General features: G+C 73.5%; 22 protein-coding genes and 1 pseudogene. 11 read left to right on the top strand and 12 right to left on the bottom strand.

Annotated features, from left to right (window positions below; all coding sequences use genetic code 11):
* Window positions 1-340: 340 nt before the first annotated feature.
* Window positions 341-1,750 carry an SPFH domain-containing protein gene (locus ABGB11_RS13695; protein WP_347632503.1) on the bottom strand — a complete coding sequence of 470 codons (1,410 nt, stop codon included), beginning with the start codon at window positions 1,748-1,750 and terminating at the stop codon, window positions 341-343.
* 136 nt (window positions 1,751-1,886) lie between these two features.
* Here ABGB11_RS13695 and ABGB11_RS13690 point away from each other — a divergent pair.
* Window positions 1,887-3,575 (top strand): annotated as a pseudogene (locus tag ABGB11_RS13690) (bifunctional copper resistance protein CopD/cytochrome c oxidase assembly protein); the annotation flags it as partial.
* A 47-nt stretch (window positions 3,576-3,622) separates the two neighbouring features.
* Here ABGB11_RS13690 and ABGB11_RS13685 read toward each other — a convergent pair.
* The 5 genes from ABGB11_RS13685 to ABGB11_RS13665 form a co-directional block, all read right to left on the bottom strand.
* Entirely contained in the window at window positions 3,623-4,951 is a 1,329-nt protein-coding gene (locus ABGB11_RS13685; RefSeq protein WP_347632501.1) for an HD domain-containing phosphohydrolase, read from the bottom strand.
* A 10-nt stretch (window positions 4,952-4,961) separates the two neighbouring features.
* The gene (locus ABGB11_RS13680; protein ID WP_347632498.1) at window positions 4,962-6,311 is read right to left on the bottom strand and encodes an HD-GYP domain-containing protein; all 1,350 of its coding nucleotides are present in this window, start codon (window positions 6,309-6,311) and stop codon (window positions 4,962-4,964) included.
* Window positions 6,312-6,860: 549 nt separating this feature from the next.
* Window positions 6,861-7,790, bottom strand: coding sequence for an NAD-dependent epimerase/dehydratase family protein (locus ABGB11_RS13675; RefSeq protein WP_347632496.1), 930 nt, complete (start codon window positions 7,788-7,790; stop codon window positions 6,861-6,863).
* Between the two features lie 19 nt (window positions 7,791-7,809).
* Window positions 7,810-8,106, bottom strand: a complete 297-nt coding sequence (gene rsrA / locus ABGB11_RS13670) for a mycothiol system anti-sigma-R factor (RefSeq protein WP_347632494.1) — start codon at window positions 8,104-8,106, stop codon at window positions 7,810-7,812.
* Window positions 8,103-8,729 (bottom strand): sigma-70 family RNA polymerase sigma factor, encoded by a 627-nt coding sequence (locus ABGB11_RS13665; RefSeq protein ID WP_021599861.1) that lies wholly within the window; start codon window positions 8,727-8,729, stop codon window positions 8,103-8,105. The genes rsrA and ABGB11_RS13665 overlap by 4 nt, the downstream gene beginning before the upstream one ends.
* Before the next feature lie 339 nt (window positions 8,730-9,068).
* On the opposite strand from ABGB11_RS13665, the gene ABGB11_RS13660 reads away from it, so the two are divergent.
* A complete protein-coding gene (locus tag ABGB11_RS13660; protein WP_347632492.1) occupies window positions 9,069-9,860 on the top strand; it encodes a methyltransferase domain-containing protein in 792 nt (263 codons plus the stop codon).
* 246 nt (window positions 9,861-10,106) lie between these two features.
* Here the strand turns inward: ABGB11_RS13660 and ABGB11_RS13655 are convergent, their stop codons facing one another.
* Window positions 10,107-10,433, bottom strand: a complete 327-nt coding sequence (locus tag ABGB11_RS13655) for a TraR/DksA C4-type zinc finger protein (RefSeq protein ID WP_347632490.1) — start codon at window positions 10,431-10,433, stop codon at window positions 10,107-10,109.
* Between the two features lie 33 nt (window positions 10,434-10,466).
* Complete coding sequence (locus tag ABGB11_RS13650) at window positions 10,467-11,297, bottom strand: SOS response-associated peptidase (protein WP_347632488.1); 831 nt, start codon at window positions 11,295-11,297, stop codon at window positions 10,467-10,469.
* Here ABGB11_RS13650 and ABGB11_RS13645 point away from each other — a divergent pair.
* The 6 genes from ABGB11_RS13645 (at window position 11,296) to ABGB11_RS13620 (ending at window position 17,565) form a co-directional block, all read left to right on the top strand.
* Complete coding sequence (locus tag ABGB11_RS13645; protein ID WP_347632486.1) at window positions 11,296-12,165, top strand: DoxX family membrane protein; 870 nt, start codon at window positions 11,296-11,298, stop codon at window positions 12,163-12,165. The genes ABGB11_RS13650 and ABGB11_RS13645 overlap by 2 nt on opposite strands.
* Window positions 12,166-12,275: 110 nt before the next feature.
* Window positions 12,276-12,881 (top strand): sigma-70 family RNA polymerase sigma factor, encoded by a 606-nt coding sequence (locus tag ABGB11_RS13640; protein WP_347632484.1) that lies wholly within the window; start codon window positions 12,276-12,278, stop codon window positions 12,879-12,881.
* The gene (locus ABGB11_RS13635; RefSeq protein ID WP_347632482.1) at window positions 12,878-13,588 is read left to right on the top strand and encodes a zf-HC2 domain-containing protein; all 711 of its coding nucleotides are present in this window, start codon (window positions 12,878-12,880) and stop codon (window positions 13,586-13,588) included. Before ABGB11_RS13640 ends, ABGB11_RS13635 begins: the two co-directional genes overlap by 4 nt.
* 27 nt (window positions 13,589-13,615) lie before the next feature.
* On the top strand, window positions 13,616-14,887 hold the full coding sequence (gene aroA, locus ABGB11_RS13630) for a 3-phosphoshikimate 1-carboxyvinyltransferase (RefSeq protein WP_347632480.1): 1,272 nt from the start codon (window positions 13,616-13,618) through the stop codon (window positions 14,885-14,887).
* A 17-nt stretch (window positions 14,888-14,904) separates the two neighbouring features.
* A complete protein-coding gene (gene rsgA, locus ABGB11_RS13625) occupies window positions 14,905-15,975 on the top strand; it encodes a ribosome small subunit-dependent GTPase A (protein WP_347632891.1) in 1,071 nt (356 codons plus the stop codon).
* 60 nt (window positions 15,976-16,035) lie between these two features.
* A complete protein-coding gene (locus ABGB11_RS13620; RefSeq protein WP_347632478.1) occupies window positions 16,036-17,565 on the top strand; it encodes a serine/threonine-protein kinase in 1,530 nt (509 codons plus the stop codon).
* A gap of 431 nt (window positions 17,566-17,996) precedes the next feature.
* Here the strand turns inward: ABGB11_RS13620 and ABGB11_RS13615 are convergent, their stop codons facing one another.
* Entirely contained in the window at window positions 17,997-18,845 is an 849-nt protein-coding gene (locus ABGB11_RS13615; RefSeq protein ID WP_347632476.1) for a hypothetical protein, read from the bottom strand.
* A gap of 135 nt (window positions 18,846-18,980) precedes the next feature.
* On the opposite strand from ABGB11_RS13615, the gene hisN reads away from it, so the two are divergent.
* Window positions 18,981-19,784 carry a histidinol-phosphatase gene (gene hisN / locus ABGB11_RS13610; RefSeq protein ID WP_347632474.1) on the top strand — a complete coding sequence of 268 codons (804 nt, stop codon included), beginning with the start codon at window positions 18,981-18,983 and terminating at the stop codon, window positions 19,782-19,784.
* Between the two features lie 152 nt (window positions 19,785-19,936).
* Window positions 19,937-20,128 (top strand): hypothetical protein, encoded by a 192-nt coding sequence (locus ABGB11_RS13605; RefSeq protein ID WP_021597464.1) that lies wholly within the window; start codon window positions 19,937-19,939, stop codon window positions 20,126-20,128.
* 88 nt (window positions 20,129-20,216) lie between these two features.
* On the opposite strand, the gene ABGB11_RS13600 is transcribed toward ABGB11_RS13605, so the two are convergent.
* Complete coding sequence (locus ABGB11_RS13600) at window positions 20,217-20,405, bottom strand: hypothetical protein (protein ID WP_347632472.1); 189 nt, start codon at window positions 20,403-20,405, stop codon at window positions 20,217-20,219.
* 69 nt (window positions 20,406-20,474) lie between these two features.
* On the bottom strand, window positions 20,475-21,095 hold the full coding sequence (locus ABGB11_RS13595; RefSeq protein WP_347632470.1) for a helix-turn-helix domain-containing protein: 621 nt from the start codon (window positions 21,093-21,095) through the stop codon (window positions 20,475-20,477).
* A 103-nt stretch (window positions 21,096-21,198) separates the two neighbouring features.
* Here ABGB11_RS13595 and ABGB11_RS13590 point away from each other — a divergent pair, with 103 nt between their 5' ends.
* On the top strand, window positions 21,199-22,050 hold the full coding sequence (locus tag ABGB11_RS13590; RefSeq protein ID WP_347632468.1) for an oxygenase MpaB family protein: 852 nt from the start codon (window positions 21,199-21,201) through the stop codon (window positions 22,048-22,050).
* Here ABGB11_RS13590 and ABGB11_RS13585 read toward each other — a convergent pair.
* Window positions 22,047-22,868: an SDR family oxidoreductase gene (locus ABGB11_RS13585; RefSeq protein ID WP_347632466.1), complete on the bottom strand. Its 822-nt coding sequence runs from the start codon at window positions 22,866-22,868 to the stop codon at window positions 22,047-22,049. The genes ABGB11_RS13590 and ABGB11_RS13585 overlap by 4 nt on opposite strands.
* Window positions 22,869-22,883 lie beyond the last annotated feature (15 nt).

Genomic DNA, 22,883 nt, shown 5'->3' with positions numbered 1-22,883 from the left:
CCAACTACGGGACGACGTTCCCCCGCCAGGACATCGACTTCCACGGGTACCGGCTGCCCGCGCACCAGCCCGTGCTGGTCAGCTACGCCGCCGCGAACACCGACCCGTCACGGGCGACCGCCGACCGGAAGGGCAACCGCGCCCACCTGTCGTACACCGGCGGGCCGCACAACTGCCCGGCCAAGAGCCACTCCCGGCTCATCGCGTCGGTCGCGATCGAGCAGCTCCTCGACCGCCTCCCGGACGTGGAGCTCGCCGTTCCGGTGGACCGGCTCGAATGGCGGCCCGGCCCGTTCCACCGCGCGATGACGGCCCTGCCCGTGGTCTTCCCCCCGGCCGGTCAGGACCCGGCTTTCCGCTGCTCGTCCGTGGTCGCGGCGCGGAGGGCGCCGACGACGGCGGTCAGCTGCGTGATGAGGCCGGCCACGCTGGTCTGGTCGGCGCCGTTGACGGTGACGGTGCGCAGCTCGTCCGGCTTGGGGAGCTTGGCCATGATCTCCGGCAGCGAGGCGATGAGCCGGGACTGGACGGCCGCGGGCGAGCGGTCGTTCTCCAGCGCGGCCCGGGCGCCCTCCCGCTCCAGGTCGAGGAGCGCCTGCTCGTGCCGGGACCGGGCGCGCATGTCGGCGAGCCCCAGCTCGCCCTCGGTGCGGAGCCGGGCCAGCTCGTGGTCGCGCTCGATGCGCAGCCGCCCCGTCTCGGCCTCCTCCTCGTGCCGCTCGCGCTCCATCCGCAGCGCGTGCCGGGTCGTCTCGGTCTGCAGCTCGGCGACCTCGCGGGAGTCGTCGTGCTCGCGGCGGGTGCGGCGCAGCTTCTCGGCCGCCTCGGTGTCGAACAGCTGCGACTCGTTGCGGGCGCGCAGCTCGGCGATCTCCCGCTCGTGCTCCAGCCGCTGCGTCTCCTTGACCCGGGCGGCGGCCATCTCCCGCTGCGCGACCGCCTCCTCCGCCTGCAGCTCGGCGAGCCGCGCGATCTGCCCCTGCTCGGCCCGGTACGGCTTCTGCAGGTTCTCCCAGAGCCGGGACGAGCTGACCACGGCCTCCTTGATCTGCACCGTGACGATGCGCAGCCCGAGGCCCTGGTCGCCGCTCTCCTCGCCCTCGGCGACCGCGCGGAGCCGGGCGGTCAGCTCCTCGATGATCGGCTGCTTGTCGCTGAGGACGTCCCGCACCCCCATCGTGGCGACCTTGTCCTTGATCGCGGCCTCGGCCTGCTCGCGGAGCTGGAGGTTCACCACCCGCATCGGGTCGTCGGCGTCGCCGAAGTCGAGCTTGCGGTACGCGGTGGCGAAGTCCTGGATGATCCACTGCACGTAGCCCTGGACGAGGACGCCCTGCAGCTCCCGGCAGATGCAGTACGCGTTGATCAGGATCGTCTGCGTCGCGCCCGGCACGACCAGGAACGAGTCGGTGGACGGGTTGAACCGGAACGACACCCCGAGCCCGATGTGCAGCGGCTCGGCCCGCCCGCGCCGGGTGTGCACGACGAACGCGTTCGGCGGGACGAGCACGTTCTTCCACCGCCAGAACCCGCTGATCCGCACGTCCACCGGACCGGGCCCGGACCGGTCCGTGCCCGGCGCGGCGCCGAGGGCCCGTTCGCGCTTGGCCAGCGGACCCGCCGGCGGGACCGCGGCGGGCATCCCGGGCACGGCCGGGGCCGAACGCCTGGCCCGCAGATCGTCCTCCAGAACCGCCTGCTGCGCGACGACCTTCTCCAGATAGGTGTTTCCCTGGTCGGGGGCGCTCATCTCGCTCCTCGGGGGCTCGGCTTGGCCGATACCTTAATGAACCCTTCACCCGTGCGTGTGCGTATTTCTACGCGTGACGACACGCGAGGCGACCCCGGCTTCAGAGGCGGCACGGGCGCCCCGGGCCGACCGGCCGATGCTCGTCATCGGCGCCGCGGCGATCGCGCTGGTCGTCCTCGCGCTCGTGATCAGGCTGGGCGGCGCGCTCAGCGCCACCGCCGCGCCGGGGCTGTCGCAGGCCGGGGCGCTGACCAAGGTGGGCCTGTCGGTGGCCAAGCTCGGCGGCGACGTCGCCGCGGTCCTCACGGTCGGGTGGCTGCTCGTCGGCGCCGTCTTCGTCCCGGCGGCCTCCCCCGCCGGGCGCCGCTGCCTGCGCGCCGCGGCGCTGTCGGCGATGGCGTGGGCGGCGTGCACGCTGGCGCTGATCGTGTTCTCCATCCTGGACCTGTTCGGCATCGGCGTCGCCGGGGTCACCGGCGACATGATGCGGACGTTCCTCCTCGAACTGCCGCAGGGGCGGGCGCTGCTCCTCGTCCTCGCCGCCGCGGTCGCCCTGGCGGTCGCGGCGAGCCTGCCCCGCGCCGCCGGCGGCACCGGGTACCTGCTCGCGGGCGCGCTCGCCGGGCTCCTCCCGCCGCTGTTCACCGGGCACGCGGCGAACGCCTCGTACCACGCGCTCGCCGTCCACAGCCTGGCCTTCCACGTGGTCGGCGTCTCGCTGTGGGTCGGCGGGCTGGTCGCGCTCGTCACCGCCGCGCCGTACGTCCGCGACCGGCTCCCCGAGATCGTCGGACGGTACAGCGGCCTGGCGCTCGTGTCGTTCGCCGTCGTCGGGCTCAGCGGCGCGGTGAACGCCTGGGTGCGGCTCGGCGGCGTCCACCTCGGGTCGCGGTACGGGGCGCTCGTCGTCGCGAAGTGCGCGGCGCTCGCCGTGCTCGGCGCGCTGGGCTGGTGGCACCGCCGCGCCACGATCCCCGCCCTGCGGGACGGGACGGGCGCGCGGCCGTTCCTCCGCCTCGGCACCGTCGAGCTCCTCATCATGACGGCGACGATGGCGCTCGCCACCGGGCTGTCCCGGACGCCTCCGCCGGAGAACCCGCCGGACACCCTCGACGTCGTCGCGCTGAACCTCGGCTTCCCGCTGCCGGGGCCCGCCGGGCCGGGCCCCTACCTGCTCGACTGGTGGATCGATCCGCTGTTCTTCGTCCTGGTCCTGGCCGGGGCAGTCCTGTACGGGCTGGGCGCCGCGCGGGTGCGCGACTGGCCGTGGACGCGGAGCGCGTCGTGGGCCGCCGGCCTCCTCGTCGTGCTGCTCGCCGCCGCGAGCGGGATCTCCCGGTACAGCATGGTCCTGTTCAGCGCGCACGCCCTCCAGCACGTCCTCGTCGGGGTGCTGGCACCGGCCCTGCTGCTCTACGGGGCGCCGTTCCGGCTGGCGCTCGGCGCGATGCGCGGTGAGGGACGCGCCCTCGTCGCCGCCGCCGGCGCGAGCCGGGCGCTGCGGCTGCTCGCGCGTCCGGCGGTCTCGTCCTCGCTGCTCCTGCTCTCCCTCTACGCGTGGTACGTGTCGCCGCTGTTCGGGCCGTCTCTCGGCAACCACGCCCTGCACTCGCTCGCGATGGCCGCCTTCCTCGTCATCGGCCTGGCGTACTTCCACGGGACGACGGGGACGCCGATGCCGCTCGCTCTCCTGCCGCTGCACGCCATCGCCGGGATCGCGCTGATGCGGAACGGGACCGTCCTCGGCGGCTGGTACGAGCACCTCGGCCGCCGCTGGGGGGCGCCGCCGCTCGACGACCAGCGCCTCGGCGCGCTGCTCCTGTGGACGCTCACGGCCGCGATCACCCTTGCGGTCGCGGCGGCGCACGCGGCCTACTGGCGCAGGCGCCGGTCCACGACCCGGCTGAGCGCCTCCACCACGGTCGGGTCGTACTCGGCGGCGGAGTCCAGCCGCAGCCGCTCCAGCACGGCGGCGCCGCGGTCGCGGTCGGAGGAGTCGCCGACCAGGTCGTCGTAGGCGTTGGCGACCTTGATGATGCGGCCGGCGAGCGGCGGCGGGATGGGCCGCTCCCCCGAGTCGCCGGACGGCTCGCGTCCCGTCCGGTAGGGGTGCGAGGACAGCTGGACGATGTGCGCGACGCGGTCCAGGACCCCGGTCTGCTTGATCACCTCGGCGCCCAGCTCGGCGATCCGGCGCTGCTCGGCCGGGGACGCCAGCACGGTCGCGCCGCCGGGGATCGGGTCGCCGAGCGACAGCTGCCCGATGTCGTGCATCAGCGCCGCGTACTCCAGTTCGAGCAGCTCCTCCTCGGACATGCCGAGTTCGCGCCCCATCCGCACCGCGAGCCTGGACACGCGCCGCGAGTGCCCCGTCTCCACGTAGCCGCCGACCTCGGTGACGCGCGACAGCGCCCGGACGGTCTGCAGGTACGTGGCGCGGATGCCGGCGTACCGGCGGAACGCGAACTGCGTCACCAGGATCGGCACCGTGAAGATCAGCAGCGCGGCCTCGCCCATCGCGGTCGTCGCCACGGCGATCAGCACCGCGGTGGCGCTGGTCGCCGCGCACAGCGCCGCCTTGGCGTCGATCTCGTCCCGCAGCGCGATGCCGAACCGGGCCCGGACGGCCTCCGCCCGGATCATCGCGGCGATCAGCACGTCGGTGAAGCAGGACAGGACGACCACGACGCACATCACGGCGAGCAGCAGCGGCCAGGGCAGGTCGAGGTCGAGCAGCGGACGGAAGCACAGCGCGACGACCGCGACGGTGAACAGCCGGCGCGCCATCGCGTCGGGGCGCGGGGTGCGGCCGACCGCGATGTGCGGCAGCGAGCCGACCAGCATGGCGACCGCGGTGACGGCGACGACCTGCAGCGCGGAGTGCTCGGCGGCGACCACGCCGAGCGGCGCGTCCGGCGGGGCGCCCTCGGGGCCGACGCCGACGAGCAGCGCGTAGCCGGTGGCGCCCGCGGCGGCGACCGGCGCGACCTCCCGGTTCCCGGGCATCACCATGCGGAACAGCTCGCCGAGCGCGATCAGCACGCCGAAGATGATCGCGATGTCGGGCTGCCGCAGGCCGGCCGCGGCGACCTGGGTGATCGCGATGATGACGAACAGCCCGGCCGTGGCGATCAGCAGCAGCTGGCCGGAGTCGATGGTCTGCCAGGCCGCCCGTTCCCGGGCGCGGGTCTGGCCGCTCATGCGCGTCCCGTCACCGGCGCACCTCGCCGCTGTCGGCGATCCGCAGGGGGGTGCTCGGGTCGTCGTGGTCCTGCTGGGTGGTCTCGACGACGTCGTCGTCGGGGAGGACGACCGGGTCGGGCGGCTCCCAGCCGTCGCGGTCGAGCGCCTGCAGGAACGCCTCGACCATCGCCGGGTCGAAGTGGTCCCCCATCCCCCGGCGCAGCTCCTGGACGGCCTCGTCGATGCTGCGGGCCGCCCGGTAGGAGCGGGTCGAGGTCATCGAGTCGAACGCGTCCGCGACGGAGATGACCCGGGCGAACTCCGGGATCTCGTCGCCCGCGAGGCCCATCGGGTAGCCGCGGCCGTTCATCTTCTCGTGGTGGTGCATGATGCCGGCGAGCGCCTCGTCCAGGAAGCCGATCTCCCGGACGATCTCCAGCCCGCGCATCGGGTGCAGCTGGATCGCGGCGAACTCCTCCTCGGTCATCGGCCCGTTCTTCTGCAGGACCTTGGTGGGGACGCCGAGCTTGCCGACGTCGTGCAGCATGCCCGCGTAGCGGATCGCCTCGACCCGGTCGGCGCGCATCCCGATCTCCTGCGCGATCATCACCGAGCCGCGGGAGACGCGCTCGGAGTGGCCGCGGGTGTAGAAGTCCTTGGTCTCGACCGCCTGGCACAGTGCGGCGAGCGTCGCGGCGTGCGCCTGCTGCTGCGCGTACGCCTGGTCCATGGCCCAGCGGGCGATGAACAGCGGGAGCAGGACGAGCACGGCGGCGAACGGCCCGACGCGCGGCCACAGCCCGGCGATCAGCAGCCCGACCATGCCGTAGCCGAGGCAGCCGACGGCGAGCTGGCCGCTCTCGTGCAGCAGCTCGCGCGGCGCGGCCTGCCGGCTGAGCAGCAGCACCCCGGCCATCAGCGCCAGGTTCACCAGGACGAAGGTGAACAGCGCGCCAAGGAAGGGCCCGATGACGTTCTCCACCCAGCGAGCCTGCTCGGGGTGGAAGCGGTCGCCGCCGAGGAGCTCGAAGACCGTCCCGGCGATGAACCCGCTGAGCGCGAACTGCGCGCCGTTGAAGATCCGTTTGACGGGGGCGAAGAACCGCTGGCCGGTGACGACGGCGCACAGCCCGAGCAGCGCGGCGCCGACCGGGCCGAGCAGCACGACCGAGGCCAGGCTCGCGGCGAAGCTGAGCGACACCCTGGCCCGCGTGATGTTCAGCCGCGCGGGCGCCGAGTCGCAGACGAGGAACAGCAGGGCCAGGACGGCCAGCTGGCCCCAGTCGAGCTCCGCGAAGGACGACGTCGCGATGAGGCCCGCCGCCAGGGCGACCACACCACAGACGTACGCCCAGGCAGCGAGAGGTAGTCCACGCATTGCCGCCCCTCGGGGAGTGACGAATGGCGGGCACCGCCTGGCTCAGACGTGCCTGCCGGCACCTAGACCCAGGACACGCCCCTGGTCATCATCAGCGACGACGCCGAGGCGCTCGGCCGCCGGTCGTGTCCCACCGGCATCACGCGCTTGAGCATGGCTCCTTGCCTCCCCCCCCGCCGTACCGGGCCGCCCGGCCGTGGCGGCCGGCCGCCGGGACCAGTGCGGTCCAGGTTCCCGGGCGAGCACATACCCCCGAATTGACCGGTGCGCACATGCTCCCGTCGCTGATTTCGGCACAAGCCTAACGCGAACTGCCCAGGTCACACAGGCATGCGAGAAAATGTGAGCTAAGCGTGAACGATTCGTCACCTGTTGTGATCAATTGTCCCTGCCGAATGGGCCCGCGGTGCCGGCCACAAACGCTCTGCACAATCAGAATGCACGTGCATTCTGGTGGTGCTCCGCAATAGCCCCAGGAAAGAGCCCCAAAAGGTCATCTCCGGGGATTAGTACAAGCGGACCATTGGACGCATCCTGGTCTGGGCCCGCTCAGCCGGAGGCCGCCGCGCCGCGCTCGCGCGCCCAGGCGACCGTCTCGGCGATGCCGTCCCGCAGGGCGACCTTCGGCTCCCAGCCGAGGATCTCGCGCGTCTCGCTCGGGTCGACGGCGATCGCGGGCAGGTCGCCGAGCCGCGCCGGCGCGAACTCCGGGTCGTCCGGCGCGCCCGCCGCCTCGGCGACGAGCGCGTGCAGGTCGCGGTCCGTCGTCTGCACCCCGGTGCCCACGTTGAAGCGCCGCCCGCCGCCCGCGTCCCCCGCCGCGCGGGCGAACGCGTCCACCACGTCCAGCACGTAGACGTAGTCGCGGGTCTGGCCGCCGTCCCCGAACACCTTGGTCGGACGGCCCGACAGCAGCGCGTCCGTGAAGATCGAGATGACCCCGGCCTCGCCGTCGGGCGTCTGCCGCGGCCCGTAGACGTTCGCCAGCGTCAGGGTCGTGAAGTCGACGCCGTGCAGCCGCCGGTACATCCCGGCGTAGACCTCGCCGGAGACCTTCGAGGCCGCGTACGGGGACGCGGGCCGCAGCTCGGCGTCCGCCGGGACGGGCAGCGCGTCCGGCACCCCGTAGACCGCGCAGCTGGAGGTGAAGACGACCTTGCGCCCGCCGGCCGCCCGCGCCGCCTCCAGCACGTTGGCCGTCCCGGTGACGTTGACCCGGGCGTCGGCCACGGGGTCGGCCACGCTGTGCCGGACGCTGACCTGTGCGGCGAGGTGGCAGATCACCTCGGGGCGGCGGGCCGCCGCCCGCTCGCGGAGGGCCGGGTCGGCGACGTCCAACTCCCACATCTCGATGTCCGGGCGGACGTTCGCGCCCGTCGCCATGTTGTCCACGCCGATGACCTCGTGGCCGTCCGCGAGGAGCCGGTCGACGAGATGGGATCCGATGAATCCGGCCGCGCCGGTGACGAGTGCGAGCACCCGAGCAAGATACCGGGGTTCAGGCGCTCTCGGTCGTGCCCGCGTCGGCGGAGGCCTTGATCTCGCCGCAGATCTCCTCGATGCGGCCGAGCACCTTCGCGCGCAGGTCCGTCGGGGCCTGCTCGGAGCCGCAGGACTTGTTCACGATCTTCTTGACGGCCTCTTCCAGCCCGTACTCGCGCAGGCAGGGGCCGCACTCGTCGAGGTGCTGGCGCACCTCGCCGCAGCCGCCCTGGTCGAGCTCACCGTCGAGATAGGTATAGACCCGGGCGAGGACTTCGTCGCACGGCGTCTCGTGATGGTTGCCGCAGCTCATGATGACCCCCTGCTCGCACGGGTGAGCCCGCGCTCTTCAGCGTAGTCCTCCAGCATGCCGCGCAACTGCCGCCGGCCGCGGTGCAAACGGGACATCACCGTGCCGATGGGCGTGCCCATGATCTCGGCGATCTCCTTGTACGCGAAGCCCTCGACGTCGGCGAGGTAGACGGCGATGCGAAACTCCTCCGGCAGGTCCTGCAGGGCCCGCTTGACGTCGGAGTCGGGCAGGTGCTCCAGCGCCTCGGCCTCCGCGGACTTCAGCCCGCTGGAGGTGTGCGACTCGGCGCGGGCGATCTGCCAGTCCTCGATGTCCTCGGTCGCGGCCTGCTGCGGCTGGCGCTGCTTCTTGCGGTAGGAGTTGATGAACGTGTTGGTCAGGATGCGGTAGAGCCACGCCTTGAGGTTGGTGCCTTCCTTGAACTGGTGGAAGGACGCGAACGCCTTGGCGAAGGTCTCCTGGACGAGGTCCTCTGCGTCCGCGGGGTTGCGCGTCATGCGCAGCGCGGCAGAGTACAGCTGGTCCAAGAAGGGGAGCACGTCGCGCTGGAAGCGCTCCTGGCGCTGCTCCACGGTCTCCGTGGTGCCCGGTACCTGAACCACCTCCTCGGCAGTGGCGCGCATGGCCGCGGCTGGGCCGGCGGCGCCGTGTCCACCAGACGATATCGGTCCGCGCGGCCTGCTCACGCGGGCGGGTTCCCGCGCGCCCCCACGGGACGCCGCCGTGCCGGCGCTCCGCTGCTGATCGGCGACGGCCGTCGTCATGGGGTTCGCACCTCCGTGTGCTGGGATGTGAGGCTCTTACCGGGCTTGTGAGACGGTGCAACACCGGAACGCCCGCGGCGATTCCCGGCCGCGGCCGGACGTATCGGTGCACGGGCTCGTCCGCCCTGTCCATCACACAGGGTGATGGGGGCTCCGGACGGGGAAGAACTGACATAACGGAGAGAACAGGAGCAATTGGTGCACTCGGTGCCTTCGGCGCAATCGTCCGAGCCCACCATCGCGAGCCTGCGCGAGACGTCCGGAGGCGGCCCAGGAGACTCCCTGGCGCACTACTGGACGTTCTACAGGGCGGTGGCGGAGGCCCAGCTCATCCGATGGCTGCCGCGCAGACCGTCCCGCGTCCTGGACGTCTCGGGCGGCCCCGGCCACAGCGCGGCCCAGGCCGCCGCGGCCGGACATGCCGTCCTGGAGGTCCGCGACCCCGGACGCCCGGCCCTCGCCCGCCCCGCCCGCGGGGAACGCACCACCCCGCTCATCGGCGACTCCGGCACGCTCCCCTACCTCGCCGACGCCTCCCTCGACGCCGTGATCGCCGAGAACCGCGCGCTGTCCCGCCACCTGGCCACCGAGACCACCATCGCGGAGATCGCCCGCGTCCTGCGCCCCGGCGGACGCGTCCTGCTCTGCGTCGACTCCCTCACCCTCGGCATGGCCCTCCTGGCCGAGCGGAACTACTGGGCCCACCTGTCGGACGTGCCGAGCGCCGAGGTCGTCCTCGTCCCCTGGCCCGACGGCACGATCACCCGCTCCTTCTCCTCCCACCAGCTCCGCGAACTCCTCGCCGACGCCGGCCTGGAAGTCGAGTGGATCCGCCCCCGCACCGTGCTCTCCCCCTCGACGGTCGAACACGTCCTCACCGAATCCCCGCGAGCCCTCCCCCGCCTGGTGCGCACAGAACTGAACGCCCAACAACCCGACGAATCCCTAGGCATCCATCTTTTGGCAAGTGCTGTGTTGTCCCAGGGGTAGCGACCCCCCTGGGACCCCCCGTCACGAGCCGGTCGATCCTCACGCCACGGTGCAGGTGCCCCGTGACCGTGCGGGTCTGCGACGTGCCGCTGCGGTCGCCCGGCTCGACGGGCATGCGCCCTCCGCTCGCTGCACTCGCTCCACGCACCTGCCCGTGACCCCGGCTGAGCTTTAACCCAAGAGGGGTGGGGCGGGGGTACCCCCAAGAGGGGGCGGGTGCGGGAACCCCACTGGGGGTGGGTGGGGTCAGCGGCGGTCGTGCTTGGTCTGGCAGGGGATGCAGCGGGCCGCGTCCGGGCGGGCTTCCAGGCGGCCCTCGGGGACCGGGTGCCCGCAGCCGATGCAGCGGCCGTAGGTGCCGGCGCCTATCCGGTCCAGGGCCGCGGCCACGCCGCCGCGGTGGCGTTCCAGCGACTCCAGCGCGGCCTCCACGCGGTGGTGGTCGGTGAGCCCCGACCCGGCGTCGGCGGCGGAATTGTCGCGCTCGGGGGCCTCCCCGCGCAGAATGGCGATGGAACGGTCCAGATCATGGAGCATGGCCTCAAGGCGGGCACGGGCGACGGCGGTGTCCACGGTGCTGCGAACTCCTCCCGGTGGGCCCCCGTGTCAGAACAAACTGTCGGATTGGTTGCCGGAACTATCCCCAGAATTCGCCGGTTCTATGAGTTCGGGTCCGTTGTTTCGCACGCTGTTGACGGCCTTTGACACCGGGTAGGCCTCCATTGTCCCGGCCATCGCCGGGACCAGCAGGCCCCGCACCTGCTCGGTGTCGGTGAGCGCGGGGTCCAGCCACGCGTCCCAGCGGTCCCGTTCGACGATCATCGGCATCCGGTCGTGGATCCGGCCGAGGTCGTCGGGCGCGTTCGTGGTGATCACCGTGCACGTCCACAGCCACTCGCCAGGTCCTGTCTGGGAGGACGACCCTCCAGACCCCCCGGAACCGCTTTCGGGCGACTTCCACAGTTCATAGAGGCCGGCCATGGCCATGATCGCGCCGTCGTTCGGGTGGATGAAGTAGGGCTGCTTCTGCGGCTTCTTCTTGGCCTTCTTCTCGCTCTCGGCCGGGTCGCCCTGGTCCTGGAGCGTGTACCACTCGAAGTACCCGTCGGCGGGCAGCAGGCAGCGCCGCCTGGCGAACGCGCGGCGGAACGACGGCTTCTCGTGCACCGTCTCGAACCGCGCGTTGATCATCCGGGAGCCGATCGAGACGTCCTTGGCCCAGGACGGGACGAGGCCCCACCGGACCGTGCGGAGCTGGCGCACGGCCTGCGCCTCGTCGGGCTCGTCCTTGGGCCGCCGGTTCAGGACGACCGGGACCTGCTTGGTCGGAGCGACGTTGTAGTCGGGCTGGATGTCCCCGTCGACCGCGTCGAGCTGCACCTGGAACTCGTCCAGGAGCTCCTGACGCGCGCGGGTGGTGGCATAGCGTCCGCACATGGGTCCCATCCTGCCGCGCTTGAGGCGCGGCGCGCTGGGCATGAAGCGGGTCATGCGACCCTTCACGACCCTGGCCCGCCCGTTCGTGGCGGCGCCCTTCATCATGACCGGCCTGGAGGCAGTCCGGGATCCGCGGGAACGCGCCGAGCGGGTCGGACCCGCGGTCAAGCCGGTCGCCGACCGGATCGACTGGATGCCCAAGGACCCGGAGACGCTCGTCCGCATGCAAGGCGCGCTGAGCCTCGGCACCGGCGCGCTGCTGCTCACCGGGAAGTTCCGGCGGCTGACGACGCTGCTGCTCGCGGCGCAGATGGTCCCGGCGCTCGCCACCGAGCACCGCTTCTGGACCGAGGAGGACCCCGAGCGCCGGGCCGGTGAACGCTCGCACCTGCTGAAGAACGCGGGCATGTTCGGCGCGCTGCTCATGGCGGCGACCGAGCCGCGCCGCAAGCCCCGCACGGCGGAACTGCGCCGCGCGGCCCGCGAGACGCAGGTCAAGGGCGGCGCCGAGGCGAAGGCCCTGCGGCGGGAGGCCGCCGCCACGCTGCGGGAGGCGCGGCGGGAGGCGGCCCGGCAGGTGCGCGCCGCCCGTGCCGAGGGTGCGCGGACGGCGGCCAAGCAGTCCGCGAAGGCGACGAAGCGCGCGAAGTCCGCCAAGGCAGGCGGCGCACTCCAGGTCGGCAAGGCGGCCGGCGCGCTGAAGGCGCGGAAGTCCCGCAAGAAGGGCGGGACGCTGAAGAAGGCGGCGGGCGCCGGGTTCAAGTTCGGGCGCGCGTCCAAGCCGGGCAGGGCGGCGCGGGCCGGGCAGGCCGTGAAGGCGGGCACGACGGCGCAGGCCGGCAAGGTGCTGCACGCGGCGAAGCGCTGACTTCCCGAAGAGAACCTTAAAAGAGGCTCAAGAGGATTGAACCGCGGACCGGGGTGGTTCCGTACTGCCTGGTGACCGCCCTTCGATTCCCCGACGGAGACGCCCCGGCCATGGCAGTTCCCGGATCGACCGGTCGCCAGAGCGGCGGGTTGCGGAGCCTTCTCCGCCGCCCCGGCACGGCGCGGCCCGTCCAGCCCCATGACGCGCCCGTGCGCGACGAGGACATGGTGGCCGCGCTGTATCGCGAGTACCATCGGCCACTCCTCGCGTTCGTCCTGCGACTCACCGGCGGTGACCGCCAGTGGGCCGAGGACGTGGTGCAGGAGACCATGATCCGGGCATGGCGCAGCGCGGACCGGCTCGACGACCGGACGTCCTCGCTGATGCCGTGGCTGGCCACGGTCTCCCGGCGTATCGTGATCGACAACCGGCGGCAGCGCGAGGTGAGGCCGCCGGAGGTCGGCGACGGCCCCCTGGAGAACCTGCCGATGGCGGACGAGATGGACGGCCTGCTGCGCAAGGTCGTCGTGACCGAGGCGCTCGAATCGCTGTCGCCCGCGCACCGGCAGGCGCTGACGGAGACGGTGCTGCGCGACCGGACGGTGAACCAGGCCGCCGAGTACCTCGGCATCCCGGTGGGGACGGTCAAGTCCCGCGTGTACTACGCGCTGCGCGCCCTGCGCGTCGCCTTGGAGGAGAGGGGGGTGACCTCATGAGTTCCCAGGTGGAGCACACCGACGTCGGCGCGTACGCGCTCGGCCTCCTCGAACCCGGCGACCGGCGGGCGTTCGAGGCGCACCTTCGGGGCTGCGGGGCGTGCCAGGCCGAGCTGAGGGCGCTGTCGGGGACGGCGAGCGCCCTCTTCGAGCTCGGCGGCGGACCCGGGGAGGTGGGGCTGGAGGCGGAGGACGAGCCGTCCGCACCTCCGGCGCCGGTGATCGACATGATGCGCCGCAAGCGCCGGGCCGACCGGCGCGTGCGGCGCGGCGCGTACGTCATCGGCGCCGCCGCGGCGGGCGTGGCCCTGGCCGCCGGAGTCGGGCTCGGGACGGTGCTCGACGACGACGGGACCCCCGCCGAGCGACCGCCGGCGCAGGCCATCACCGGCGAGCGTTTCCAGGCGACGAACGCGAGCACGGGCGCGTCAGGCGCCGTCGGCCTGGTCGACAAGGGGTGGGGGACGCAGGTCAGCCTGGAGCTGCGCGGCATCAAGGGGCCGCTGCGGTGCCACCTGGAGGCGGTGTCGCGGGACGGTGAGCGCAGCGTCGTCGCCGGATGGCGCGTCCCGGACAAGGGGTACGGCGTGCCCGGTCAGCCGAAGCCGCTGACCATGCAGGGCGGGACGGGGCTGCCCCGCCAGGAGATCAGCCGGTTCGAGGTCCGGCTCGACGGCGGCGGGACTCTGCTGACGATTCCGCTCTGACGGGATCCGGCCGGATAGCCTTGGGGCATGTCCGCTCCGCACTGGTCCGCCCCGGTCGCCCCTGCCCCGGTGGACGCCACCGTGCCGCTGCCCGGCTCGAAGTCGATGACGAACCGGGCGCTCGTCCTCGCCGCGCTCGCCGAGGCGCCGGTCTGCATCACCCGGCCCCTGCACAGCCGCGACACCGAACTGATGGCGGACGCGCTGCGCGCCCTCGGCACGGGCATCGGGGAGGACCACACCGACTGGCAGGTGATGCCGGAGCCGCTGACCGGCCCGGCCCGCGTCGACGTCGGCCTCGCGGGAACGGTGATGAGGTTCCTGCCGCCGGTCGCCGCGCTGGCGACCGGCGAGGTGTCCGTGGACGGCGACCCCCGCGCCCGCGAGCGGCCGATGGGCCCGATCATCGCGGCGCTGCGGACCCTGGGCGCGGAGATCGACGACGGCGGCCGGGCGGCGCTGCCGTTCACCGTCCGCGGGACGGGCTCGGTGGCCGGGGGGCGGGTGACGATCGACGCGTCGGCCTCGTCCCAGCTGGTGTCGGGGCTGCTGCTGGCCGCGCCGCGGTTCGCGAAGGGCGTGGAGGTCAGGCACGAGGGGCCGCCGGTGCCGTCCGCGCCGCATCTGGCGATGACCGTGCGGATGCTGCGGGACGCGGGCGCGGAGGTCGAGACGGAGCACGACGTCTGGCGGGTCGCGCCCGGCCCGCTGCGGGGCGGCGAGTGGGTGATCGAGCCCGACCTGTCGAACGCGGCGCAGTTCCTCGGCGCGGCACTGGTCACCGGCGGGCGCGTCACCGTGCCCGGCTGGCCGGAGGACACGACGCAGCCCGGCGACGCGCTGCGCGGGCTGCTCGCCGCGATGGGCGGCGAGGTGACCCGCGGCCCGGACGGCCTGACCGTGCGCGGCGCCGGCGGTTTCGCCGGGCTGGACGCCGACCTGCACGAGGTCGGCGAGCTGACGCCGGTGCTCGCGGCCCTCTGCGCGCTCGCGGACTCGCCGTCCAGGCTCACCGGCATCGCGCACCTGCGCGGCCACGAGACCGACCGGCTCGCCGCGCTCGCCGCCGAGATCAACGGGCTGGGCGGCGACGTCACCGAGCTGCCGGACGGCCTGGAGATCCGGCCGCGGCCGCTGCGCGGCGGCGTGTTCCACACCTACGACGACCACCGGATGGTGATGGCGGCGGCCGTTCTCGGACTGGCCGTTCCCGGCATCGAAGTGGAGAATCCGGGCACCGTGGGCAAGACTCTTCCGGACTTCACCCGGCAGTGGGCGTCGATGCTGGCGCCCGCCTGACAGCAGGGACCGGACCACTGGCACGACGAGCACACGACTACGACGAGGACGACGTCCGGGTGCGGCCCGGCCGCCGCGGGTCGCGCCCGCGCACCCGCCGCCGCCCCGCGCACGATGACGCCTCCCCCGGGTTCGTGACCGCGGTGGACCGGGGCAGGTACCGCTGCCTCGCCGACCCCGGCACCGACCGCGAGCGCGCCGTCACCGCGATGCGGGCCCGCGAGCTCGGCCGCAAGGGCGTCGTCGTGGGCGACCGCGTGGCGCTGGTGGGAGACGTCTCCGGCGACCAGGACACCCTGGCCCGGATCGTCCGGGTCGAGCCGCGCACGTCGGCGCTGCGCCGCACCGCCGACGACACCGACCCGTTCGAGCGGATCATCGTCGCGAACGCCGACCGGCTCGTCATCGTGACGGCGCTGGCCCATCCCGAGCCGCGCCCCCGGATGATCGACCGGCAGCTCGTCGCCGCCTACGACGCCGGGATGGACCCGCTGCTCTGCCTCACCAAGGCCGACCTCGCCGATCCGGGCCCGCTGATCGCCGAGTACGCGCCGCTCGGCGTCCCGTACGTGGTGACGCGGCGCGGCGGCGACCTCGGCGAGCTGCGCGAGCACCTGTCCGGCCGGACGAGCGTCCTGGTCGGCCACTCGGGCGTCGGCAAGTCGACGCTGGTGAACGCGCTCGTCCCGGACGCCGAGCGGGCGGTCAGCCACGTCAACGCGGTCACCGGGCGCGGCCGGCACACCTCCTCGTCGGCGATCGCGCTGGAGCTGCCCGGCGGGAACGGCTGGATCATCGACACCCCGGGCGTGCGGAGCTTCGGCCTGGCGCACGTCGATCCGGAGCACGTGCTCAACGCGTTCGAAGACCTCGCCGAGGGCGCCGCCGAACGCTGCCCGCCGCACTGCGACCACGTCCAGGAGGACTGCGGTCTCGACGGCTGGGTCGAGGACGGCCACGCGTCCCAGGCCCGCCTGGACTCCCTCCGCCGGCTGCTGCTGGCCCTCGGGGGCACCCTGTCCCCGGGCGACGACGCCGTGGAACCCGGGCCGCGCACCGGCCGATCCCCGCGGCACGGTCCCGCGTGACCGTGCGGGGTGCCGCCATGCCGCTGCGGGCGCCCGGTTCGCGTCGGTAAGGTGCGCCCCATGCCGGGGTTGATCGCAGGGCGTTACGAACTCGTGGAGGTGCTGGGCCGCGGCGGGATGGGGGCCGTGTGGCGGGCGCTCGACCGCACGCTCGACCGCGAGGTGGCGATCAAGGAGATGTCGCTGCCGCAGGGCCTGGACGACGAGCAGGTCGCGCGCATCCACGCGCGGACGTTCCGGGAGGCGCGGTCGGCGGCGCGGCTCGACCATCCCCGCATCGTGACCGTCTACGACGTGGTCGAGGAGGACGGGCGCCCGTGGATCGTGATGCAGCTCGTCCGCGCGGAGGGGCTCGACAAGGCCATCGCCCGCGAGGGGCGGCTGCCGCCGGACCGGGTCGCGTCGATCGGGCTCGACCTGCTGGACGCGCTCGGCGCCGCGCACGCCGCCGGAGTGGTCCACCGGGACGTCAAGCCGGGCAACGTGCTGCTGCGGGACGGCCGGGCCGTCCTCACCGACTTCGGGATCGCGACCGTCGCGGGCGACGAGACCCTCACCCAGGCCGGCGCGATCGTCGGGTCGCCCGCGTACCTGGCGCCCGAGCAGGCGCGGTACCAGAAGGCCACGCCGGCGTCCGACCTGTGGTCGCTGGGCGGGACGCTGTACGCGGCGGTGGAGGGCCGCCCACCGTACCGGCGCCCGGACGTGTGGGGCGTGATGGCGGCCGTCCTGGCGGACGATCCCGACCCGCTCCAGCACGCGGGCCCGCTCGCCCCGGTCCTGCACGGGCTGCTGCGCAAGGACCCCGAGCAGCGGATGGGGCCGGGCGAGGCCGGCCGGCTGCTCAGCCAGATCGCGCAGGGCGGTTCGCGGTGGGCGCCTCCGCCGGCGGCTCCCTCGGTGGCTCCGCCCTCCCCGCCGCCGCACGACGTGACGTTGCAGTCCCCGGCCGCGCCCACCGTCGCGACGCCCCTGGCCCCTCCACGCCGCGAGCGGCGCGTGCCGTGGCCGCTGGTGGTGCCGGCGGGGATCTTCACGGCCGCGCTCTTCGCCGCCGTCCTGTCGATCCTGGTGTTCGTCAACGACGGGGGCAACGAGTCGAAGGGCGGCGAGTCGCCCTCGTCGCGGCCGCAGGCGGGGGTGCCCGCAGGGTACGAGCGGTACCGGGGGTCGGCCTTCGAGGCGGCCGTCCCCAAGGGCTGGAAGAAGGAGCCGTCCGGTGACGACGTGACGTTCACCGATCCCACCCCGGGCGTGCGGCGCGCGATCGCGGTCCAGCTCGTCTCGATCCGGTCGGGCGACGCCGGGGACGGTCTCGCCACCGCGGCCCGGCAGATGAAGAACGACCCGAAGGAGTTCCCCGACTTCAAGCAGGAGCGCTTCACCCGGAACATCCCCTACCAGGGCGGGCAGGCGGCCGAGCTCCAGTTCACCTTCACGAAGCAGGGCACGCCGGGACGCGCCCGGATGCGCGCCTTCGAGTTCGGCGGCGGGTTCTACCAGGTCACGCTGCTCGCCGCGCAGAAGGACTGGCAGCCCGGCGTCGCGCACTTCGAGACGTTCCTGCGGACGTGGCGGGCGCCGTCCTGAAAAGCCGGACTTCCCCACGCCCGCGAGTGATCGCCGCGACAATGGCGGCATGGAGCGGCGCACGGTGCTCAAGGCGACCGTCCTCGGCACGCTCGCGGCCGCGGGATGCTCTGAGGAAGGACCGGCCCCGCGCGGGCGTCCGCCGTCGCCGTCCCGCCCCCGCCCGACCGGCCCGGCCGACTGGGGCGCGCTGGAACGCGGTCTCGACGGGAGGCTCATCCGGCCGTCCGACGGCGCCTACCCCGAGGCCGGGCACCTCCACATCCCGCGCTTCGACCGGGTCCGCCCGGCGGGGATCGCCTACTGCGAGACCCCGCAGGACGTCTCGGAGTGCCTGGCGTTCGCGACGCTGAGGCGGATGCCGGTCGCGGTGCGCTGCGGCGGGCACAGCTACGCGGGCTGGTCGACGGGCCCGGGCCTCGTGATCGATGCTAGCCCCGCGCCTCCTCGAACAGGCTGCGCGCTTTGGCCTCGGCCTCGTTCAGCGCCTGGACGTGCCGGGGCGCGAGTTCCTCCACGCAGCGGGTCATCTCCTCGGTGACCTGGCTGAACGCGCTCTCCTCCGCGCCCCGCAGCGCCGCCCGGACGGTCGCGGAGCGGGCGCCGAGCGCGGCCCACTCCAGTTCCAGCCGCGCGACGGCCTCGTCGAACGCCCGGGACGTCTCGGCTCCGGCGTCCTTCAGCTCGTCCGGGATCGGGCCGCGCCCGGTCTTGCGCGCGTGCCCGGACAGGGCCGAGATGCGGCTGGCCAGGGTCAGGCCCTCGCGCGCCAGCGGCAGCACGTCGTGGATCAGGTCGGTGACGGCCTTGGCCAGCTCCTCCACCCGTGTCAGCAGCTTCTGCGTCGCGTCCTCCAGGGCCGTGGAGGTGCGGTCGGCGACGCGCTCGGCGACCTCCTGCTGCTGCCGGGACAGGACCGCCACGATGTCGCGGTCGAGCACGCGCCGCAGCTCGCGCTCCTCCGCGCCGCGCCCGCCGGGGCCCGCCTGCCCGGCGCATTCGGCCCAGACGCGCTCGATGCGCTCCTCCCCCGACGCGCTGATCTCGGAGGTGATCTCCTCCAGGGCCTCGCCGACGCGCGCCTTCAGGCGCTCCACGCGCCCGTACAGCGCCTCGCGCTTGAACGGATCGTTGAGCTCGTTGAGCTGCGCCTGCAGCCGGCGGGAGACGTCGATGGCGTGCTCGGCGAGGGGGACGAGGCGGTCGGCGAGCTCGTCGAGCGTCTCGGCCCGGCGCGGGTCGGTCAGCTCGGCCACCCACGCGGGAAGGTCGTGCGGCATGGGCCCCATGCTGCCACCCCGGGGCCCCGGAAACCGGCGTTCGCGGCCCGGCGCGCCCCACCGCGGGACCGAAAAGCCGGATCGGGCCGGGTAAGTGTGTTGGGACGCGCGGTGATCAGGGTAGCGTGGCACGCCGTGGCGGGCTATTCCGATGACCTGCGTCTCGCACATGTACTGGCGGACGGGGCCGACGACATCACGACCAAGCGTTTCCGCGCCCTCGATCTCGCCATCGAGACCAAGCCGGACCTCACACCGGTCAGCGACGCCGACCGCAGCGTCGAGGAGCAGATCCGGGGAACGCTGAAGCGGGCCCGGCCGCGGGACGCGGTGCTTGGCGAGGAGTACGGCAAGACCGGCTACGGCAACCGCTGCTGGATCATCGACCCGATCGACGCGACGAAGAACTTCGTCCGCGGCGTGCCGGTGTGGGCGACGCTGATCGCGCTGATGGAGAACGACGAGATCGTCGTCGGGGTCGTGTCGGCGCCCGCGCTGAACCGCCGCTGGTGGGGCGCCCGGGGCGGCGGCGCGTGGACGGGCCGCAGCCTGACCCGGGCGACCCGGATGACCGTGTCGTCGGTGACCGAGCTGTCCGACGCCTCCCTGTCGTTCTCCAGCCTGAGCGGCTGGGAGGAGCAGGGCCGACTCCCCCGCTTCCTCGACCTGACACGGTCGGTGTGGCGGACGCGGGCGTTCGGCGACTTCTGGTCGCACATGATGGTCGCCGAGGGCGCCGTCGACATCTCCGCCGAGCCCGAGGTGTCGCTGTGGGACCTCGCCGCGCTCCAGGTCATCGTGGAGGAGGCCGGCGGGATGTTCACCGACCTGTCCGGCGTGCCCGGGCCGGACGGCGGCAGCGTCGTGTGCACGAACGGCAAGCTGCACGCCGACGTCCTGCGCACCCTGGGCGGCGGCCAGCTCTCCCTGCGCATCTGACCGCACCCATCCGCATCCGACCGCGGGAGACGGGGAATACAGTCCGCGAGGCCAGATCATCATGGCCTTCAGGCAGACTCGCGACATATCGTGGAACAGCGGTCGCGGGACGGCCGTTGACATGATGGGCGGCCCGTAAACGGAGGTACCAGATGTCGACCCAGACCAAGCTCGTGATCGGCGGCGTCGTCGTCGGCTTCCTCACCCTGTTCGTGTTCCCCTGGTGGCTCAGCGCGCTGATCATCCTCGGGGTCCTCGGCGCACCGGTCGTCGGGTACATGATGCTCGACCCGTCCCAGCGCAAGCGGGTCCGCGCGCAGGGCCGCAAGAGGCTGGGCAGCTGAGCTCCCGCCCGCCCCTTCCCGGGCGCGGGCGCCGCGATGGACGGGTGGGCGCGCGGCGCGGGCGCACCGCCCGCGCCGTGCGCCGCGTCTAGTCCCAGAGCTTGCGGTCCTCGCCGTGCGGATCGTGGACGATCTCGTCCGCCGGGTCGTCGAACGTCCGCACCGCCCGCGTGGACGGGTCGAACCGCTCCCAGCCGGGGTCGCCTCCCACGGCGAAGTCCACCCACGCGCGGTGCATCCGGTCGGCGAGCGCCTGCGGCGGGTTCGGGCCGGTCATGGGCTCGCCCGCGGCGCCCAGGTTGTCGAAGACGAAGTACGGGACGGGCGGACGCGGCGGAACGGCCCGTCAGCCCTTGCCGGGGCGCAGCATCCGGGTGAGGTGGTCGCGAGCGAACCGGCGGATCGCGTCCTCGTCGTCCAGCGCGAGGCCGCCGCCCGGGACGAGCAGCAGCGAGACCGCGACCCGCAGCAGCACCTCGGCCACGGTGTCGTGGTCCCCGGCGTCGCCGGGGCGGGCGCGGCGCAGCCGGTCGGCGAGGATGTCGCGGGCGGCGAGCATCACCGCGCCGCCGTTCATGCTGAGCTGCGGCAGGAACGCCTCCGGCTCGCTCTCCAGGACGCGCGCCAGCAGCGGGTGCGCGCGGGCGCTGCGCAGCCCGGCCACGAACCCCTCGACGACGGCGTCCTCCGGGGTGGGCAGGTCGTCGGTGGCCTCGGCGATCGCGAGGAGGAACCGGCGGCACTCGCGCAGGATCACGGCCTGGAGCAGCTGGTCCTTGCCGGCGAAGCGCCGGTAGATGGTGGTGCGCGCGACCCCGGCCCGCTTGGCGACGTCCTCGACGCTGACGCGGCGCAGCCCGTAGCTCTCGAACTCGGCGAGCGCGGCGTCGAGGATGCGCGCGTCGAGGCCGCCGGCGTCCGCCTCCGGCGCCGCCAGCCGCTCCCGCAGTGTCGCATCCGAGGTCATAGCCGCACCCTAACCGGCTCGGGGCCCGGCCTCCGCCCGCCAGGCGCTACACAGTTACAATAATCGTCGTTCTGTAGTTCTGTTGCGTTCTCCGGCGGTGCAGATGACTGATCAGGCCGACGCCCGAACCGCCCCTCTCGGACCCGGCTCGTTGACCTGGCGGTACTTCGGCGACACCCGGATGCTCCTGGCCGGGCCGCGGGCCGCCGTCCTGCAGAACATGCTCCCCGAGCTGGGGCAGGGCGTCCTCGACCACTCGGTGTTCTTCAAGGAGACGTTCGCGCGGGTGAAGCGGTCCGCCGGGCCGATCATGAACACCGTGTACGACGGGGAGCGGTCCGCCGAGACGGGCCGGAAGGTGCGCGACTACCACCGGGACATCAAGGGGACGATGCCGGACGGCTCCCGCTACCACGCGCTCGACCCCGAGACCTACTACTGGGCGCACGCGACCTTCCTCGACAGCATGCTGTACTGCGTCGAGACGTTCGTCCGGCCGCTGAGCGAGGCCGAGAAGCGCCGCATCTACGAGGAGTCCAAGACCTGGTTCCGGATGTACGGGGTCAGCGACCGGGCCATGCCGGACGACTGGGAGGCGTTCCAGGCGTACTGGAAGCGGATGCTGGACGAGGTGATCGTCCCGCACCGGACCGCCCGGTACGGCGTCGGCTACGTCACCAAGGGCCTGCCCGCGCCGAGGAGGGTCCCGGCGCCGCTGTGGCGGGCGGTGTCGCCGCCGCTCGACGCGGTGGCCCGGTTCATCACGGTCGGCGGGTTCCCTCCGCGGATGCGGGAGCTGCTGGACCTGCCGTGGAGCGCCGCCGACGAGCGCCGCTACCGGCGGTTCGCGGCGGCCGTCCGGGCGGGGAACCGGGTGTGGCCGCTGCTGCCCGAGGCCGTCCGCTACCTGCCCCAGGCCCGCCGCGCCTTCCGCCGCGCCCGGCGGGCCCGCTAGCGCTCCGCTCCGGGAGCCGAGCGGATCCGGGCGTCGTAGGCCTCGCGGGCCTCCGCGTCGTAGTCCAGGAAGATCGTGTCGAGGCCGAGGCGGCGGGAGACCGCCCACCGGGCCCGGTCGGGGAGCAGCGCGCTCAGCCTGAGCTGCCGGCCGAGCTTCGCGGGGACGATCACCTGCGGGCGCGGGCGGGCGATCAGCCCGGCGACGGCGGCGGCGACGTCCTCGGGCTCGCAGTTGCGCCGGCCCTTCGGGCTGCGCGTCCCGGCGACCAGCTCGGTGTTGGTGAACGTCGGCAGGACGGCGCTGACGTGCACGCCCCGGTCCAGCACCTCCAGCCGCGTCGCCTCGGTGAACCCCAGAACGGCGGCCTTGCTGGCGTTGTAGAGCGCGAGGCCGGGGGTGAACATGACGCCGGCGACCGAGGCCATGTTGATGATTTGGCCGGAGCCGCGCGGCAGCATCCGGTCGAGCGCGAGCTTGGTGCCGAGCATCACGCCGTGCAGGTTGATGTCGACGCAGCGGCGGGCGTCGGCGTCGCTCTCGCCGGTGACCGGCCCGATCGGCATGATCCCCGCGTTGTTGACCACGACGTCGGCGGGCCCGGCGGCCTCCTCGGCCGCGTCGAGGAACGCGGTGAACGACTCGCGGGACGTGACGTCCACGGTCAGCCCGGTGACGCTCAGCGACTCCGCGGCCTCCTTGACGGCGGTGCCGTCGATGTCGCCGATGACGACGGTGGCGCCGCGGGCCTTGAGGGCGCGGGCGGTGGCGAGGCCGATCCCGCGGGCGGCCCCGGTGATGACGACGACCTTGCTCATCGGCACTCCAGGCTC

This window comes from Actinomadura sp. B10D3, assembly GCF_039871695.1.
In the GTDB taxonomy this organism is placed as follows: Bacteria; Actinomycetota; Actinomycetes; order Streptosporangiales; family Streptosporangiaceae; genus Spirillospora; species Spirillospora madurae.
Note: the sequence above shows the minus strand (reverse complement) of the source record. Positions and strands in the feature narration are given on the sequence as shown.